Here is a 4,236-nt window from a genome sequence, read left to right as displayed (position 1 = left end):
CCGCGGCCCAGGGGCGCAATGTCCTGGTTGCCGCAGTCGGGGCATTCGGCCGGTACGCGCTGGCTGAAGCCGCAGTGGTGGCAGCGCAGGCTGCGATCATTCTTGTGGAAGACGCGGTAGGCGCTGCAGTGCGGGCATTCGCTCTTCCAGCCGCACTCGGCGCAGTGCAGCACCGGCGCATAGCCGCGCCGGTTCAGGAACACCAGGCTCTGCTCACCCGCCTCCAGGCGCTGGCGCAGCGCGGCCAGCAGGGGCGGCGAGAGCGCGGTGCTCACGCCCTTGCGGCGCGGCAGGCTGTTCATGTCAAAGAGCCGCACCCGCGGCAGGGCGCCGCCACCGATGCGCCCCGGCAGGGTCAGGCGCAGATAGCGGCCGGTGTTGGCGTGCTGCCAGCTCTCCAGCGAGGGTGTTGCCGAGCCCAGGATCACCGGCACCTTCTCCAGGCGCGCGCGGTACACGGCCAGGTCGCGGGCGGAGTAGCGCGCGCCGTCCTGCTGCTTGTAGGAGGGGTCGTGCTCCTCGTCCACCGCGATCAGCCCCAGCTCGGGCAGTGAGGCAAAAACCGCCAGCCGCGTGCCCAGCACCAGGCGCGCTCGGCCCAGATGGGCATGCAGCCAGTTGCCCAGGCGCTGCGCGGGCGTGAGCGCGCTGTGCAGGGACACCATGGGTGTGCCCGCAAAGCGCTCGGCAAAGCGCGCCTCCAGCTGGGGCGTGAGATTGATCTCGGGCACCAGGACCAGCACCTGGCGGCCCTGGCTCAGCGCATGCTCGGTGGCGCGCAGATAGACCTCGGTCTTGCCGCTGCCCGTCACCCCGTAAAGCAGGACGGGCGGCGGCGCGGCGTCGCCCGGCGTGAGCAGCAGCTCGTCCAAACGGTCCAGCACCAGGGCTTGGTCGGGGCTCAGCGTGGGAGGCTCGGGCCGGGGTGCGGGATCAGGGCTGGCCTCAGCCCGCGGTTTCTTGGGCTTTTTGTCCAGCTTCTTGAGCCGCGCCTGCAGCTGCTCGGGCGTGAGCTCGCGCAGCTGGGGCGGAAGCACCGAAAGCGCCACCTCGCCGATGCTGCGCTGGTAGTAACTGGCCGCAAACTCGACCAGCTCGCACCAGCGCTTTGAGAGCGGGGGCAGCGCGTCCAGCACCGCCAGCACCGGGCGCAGCTGGGCCTCGTCCAGCGCGGCGGCGCCCTCCTCGCCCGGCCCCGGCCAGACAATGCCGGCCAGCTCGCGCCGGCCCAGGGGCACGCGCACCAGGCTGCCGGGGGCGATGGGCCCCTCGCTCAGATAGTCCAGCGGGGCACTCAGGCCGCTGTGCTGCGGGGCTTCCACCGCCACGCGCAGGCGCTGTGTCATGCGGCCCTCCGCTCAAGCGGAGTCTGAGCTTGTGAGTCCAAGTTGCTGATCCGCAAAGACTTTCCCGGCTGGGGAAATTTCTGTGGATAACTTTGTGGGTGACTTGCTAACAGTCGCGGCGCCGGCCGCGGCAAGCGTCGCGAGGCTTTGCAAAAGCCATTCCCCCCCAAATCGGTGCAGGCCTTATGAATCAAGCACTTAGCCGCCCACCGGGAAAACACCGAGGGGCTGACGCACTTTGTCCACGGCCCCCGCTCGCTGACTACAAACTGGGGATAAGTCAAGGCCTGAGTGCTCACTTACCGAGCCTGCGCCGCCACCAGAGCCGGGACCGGGCCGCCCTCAGGCGGCGCTGCGCAGCTGGCGCGAGTAGCGGTGCACCTCATCCACCAGCTCGGCCACGCTCTCGGGCGGCGTGAACTGGCTGATGCCATGACCCAGGTTGAAGATATGGCCATCCCAGCCGCCGTCGGCACGCTGCGGGCGGCCAAAGCTGTCCAGCACCGCACGGGCCTGCTCGCGCACCGCGGCAGGCGGGGCGAAGAGCACATTGGGGTCCAGATTGCCCTGCAGGGCCACCTTGTCGCCCACGCGGGCGCGGGCCTGGCCGAGGTTGGCGGTCCAGTCCAGCCCCACCACATCGGCGCCGGCGGCGGCGATCTCGTCCAGCCACAGGGCGCCGCCCTTGGTGAAGAGGATGGCCGGAATGCGCTGGCCCTCATGCTCGCGCTTGAGCTGAGCCAGCACACGCCGGGAGTAGTCCAGGCTGAAGCGCTGGAACATGCCGTCGGCCAGCACGCCACCCCAGCTGTCGAAGATCATCACCGCCTGGGCGCCGGCCTCGATCTGCGTGTTGAGGTAGGCGGCCACGGCATCGGCATTGATCTGCAGGATGCGGTGCATCAGGTCCGGGCGCGCGTACATCAGGCTCTTGACCTGGCGGTAGTCATCGGAGCCGCCGCCTTCCACCATATAGCAGGCCAGGGTCCAGGGGCTGCCGGAGAAGCCGATCAGGGGCACGCGGCCATTGAGCGCGCGGCGGATGGAGGTGACGGCGTCGAAGACATAGCGCAGCTTGTCCATATCCGGCACGGCCAGCTCGGCCACCGCCGCCTCGTCACGCACCACCTTGGCGAACTTGGGGCCCTCACCCTGGGCGAAGGACAGGCCCAAGCCCATGGCGTCGGGCACGGTCAGGATGTCGCTGAACAGGATGGCGGCGTCCAGCGGGTAGCGCTCCAGGGGCTGCAGCGTGACCTCGGTGGCGTAGTCCACATTCGTGGCCAGGCCCATGAAGCTGCCCGCCTTGGCCCGCGTGGCGCGGTACTCGGGCAGATAGCGGCCGGCCTGGCGCATCAGCCAGAGGGGCGTGTGGTCGGTGGGCTGGCGCAGGCAGGCGCGCAGGAAATTGTCGTTTTGCAGCTGGGGAAAAGCGCTCATGGTCTGGCATTATCCGCTGCGTGATCAGCCCCAGTCCGCTCGCCACGAAGCTGGACAGGCCCTGGCTCATTGAGATACATCAAGGAGGAATCGCAATGCCCATCCCGACCCTGCGCCGCGGCGCCCTGGCCGCCCTTGTGATCAGCAGCAGCATCATGCTGTCGGGCTGCGGCTACAACGAGTTCCAGCGCCTGGACGAGCAGGTCAAGGCCAGCTGGGCCGAGGTGCTGAGCCAGTACCAGCGCCGCGCCGACCTGATTCCCAATATCGTCAACACCGTCAAGGGCGAGGCCAATTTCGAGCAGGAAACGCTCACCAAGGTGGTGGAGGCCCGCGCCAAGGCCACCAGCATCCAGGTCACGCCCGAGCTGGCCAATGACCCGGCGGCGCTCAAGCGCTTCCAGGCCGCCCAAGGCGAGCTCTCGGGTGCGCTGAGCCGCTTGCTGATGGTCACTGAGAACTATCCCAACCTCAAGGCCAACCAGGGCTTCCAGGACCTGCGCGTGCAGCTGGAGGGTACGGAGAACCGCATCACCGTGGCCCGCAACCGCTACATCAAGTCGGTGGCGGACTACAACGTGCTGGCGCGCAGCTTCCCCAGCAATCTCACCGCCATGGTCTTCAGCTACCAAGTGAAGCCCAGCTTCGAGGTGGAGAACGAGGCCGCGATCAAGACCGCGCCCGCGGTGAGCTTCGACAAGCCGGCGTCCAAGTAAGCCCGCCATGCGGCGGCTGCTCGCCCTCCTCCTGCTGGCTCTGTGCGTCTGGCCCCTGATGGGCCGGGCCCAGGCCGAGCTGCGCCCCCTGCCCGTGCTGACGGCACGGGTGATGGACAGCACCGGCACCCTCAGCCCGGTACAGCGCCAGGCCCTGGAAGACAAGCTCGCGGCCTTCGAGCGCGAGGCCGGGCCGCAGATCGTGATCCTGATGCTGGCCGGCACCGCGCCGGAGGACATCACCGACTACACCCAGCGCCTGGGCGACGCCTGGAAGCTGGGCCGGCGCGAGGTGGGCGACGGCCTGCTGATCGTGGTGGCCAAGGACGAGCGCAAGGTGCGCATCGCGGTGGCCAAGGCGCTGGAGGGCGCGGTGCCCGATCTGGCTGCGCGCCAGATCATCCAGAACGCCATCGCGCCGGCCTTCAAGAAGGGCGACTATGCCGGCGGCCTGAACCTGGCGGTGGACCAGCTGCAGGCGCGCATCCGCGGCGAGAACCTGCCCGCGCCCGTGGCGGGTGCGCGGTCCGCCTCGCCCGACGCCGGTCTGCAGCTGGAGGAGCTGAGCGCCCTCTTCTTCATCGCCGTGCCGGTGCTGGGCGCGCTGCTCACCGCCATGCTGGGCCGCAAACTGGGCAGCCTGGCCACCGGTGGTGCCGCCGGCGCTGCGGGCTGGATCTTCAGCAGCAGCATCTTGATGGCCATCGGTGCCGGCCTGGGCGCCCTGCTGCTGG

4 protein-coding genes are annotated in these 4,236 nt (G+C 69.2%); 2 read left to right on the top strand and 2 right to left on the bottom strand.

The features are described 5' to 3' along the window. Together priA and hemE are read right to left on the bottom strand one after the other, a co-directional pair. A partial coding sequence (gene priA / locus ACK5F2_RS08575; protein WP_409864103.1) for a primosomal protein N' occupies positions 1–1,346 on the bottom strand: 1,346 nt, incomplete at its 3' end. 342 nt (positions 1,347–1,688) lie between these two features. Beyond that, positions 1,689–2,786, bottom strand: a complete 1,098-nt coding sequence (hemE, locus tag ACK5F2_RS08570; RefSeq protein WP_409864102.1) for a uroporphyrinogen decarboxylase — start codon at positions 2,784–2,786, stop codon at positions 1,689–1,691. A 95-nt stretch (positions 2,787–2,881) separates the two neighbouring features. Between hemE and ACK5F2_RS08565 the strand changes: the two genes are divergently transcribed. Together ACK5F2_RS08565 and ACK5F2_RS08560 are read left to right on the top strand one after the other, a co-directional pair. Then, a complete protein-coding gene (locus ACK5F2_RS08565) occupies positions 2,882–3,502 on the top strand; it encodes a LemA family protein (RefSeq protein ID WP_409864101.1) in 621 nt (206 codons plus the stop codon). Positions 3,503–3,509: 7 nt separating this feature from the next. Further along, positions 3,510–4,236 (top strand): TPM domain-containing protein (locus tag ACK5F2_RS08560; protein ID WP_409864100.1); only part of this gene is annotated, 727 nt, incomplete at its 3' end.

The organism is Roseateles sp., assembly GCF_046300915.1.
GTDB lineage: Bacteria > Pseudomonadota > Gammaproteobacteria > Burkholderiales > Burkholderiaceae_C > Kinneretia.
This window is presented reverse-complemented; position numbering and strand designations above follow the sequence as displayed.

Coding starts and splice junctions, on each gene's coding strand:
- ACK5F2_RS08565 (WP_409864101.1), top strand. CDS start 2,882: ATGCCCATCCCGACCCTGCGCCGCGGCGCCCTGGCCGCCCTTGTGATC.
- hemE (WP_409864102.1), bottom strand. CDS start 2,786: ATGAGCGCTTTTCCCCAGCTGCAAAACGACAATTTCCTGCGCGCCTGC.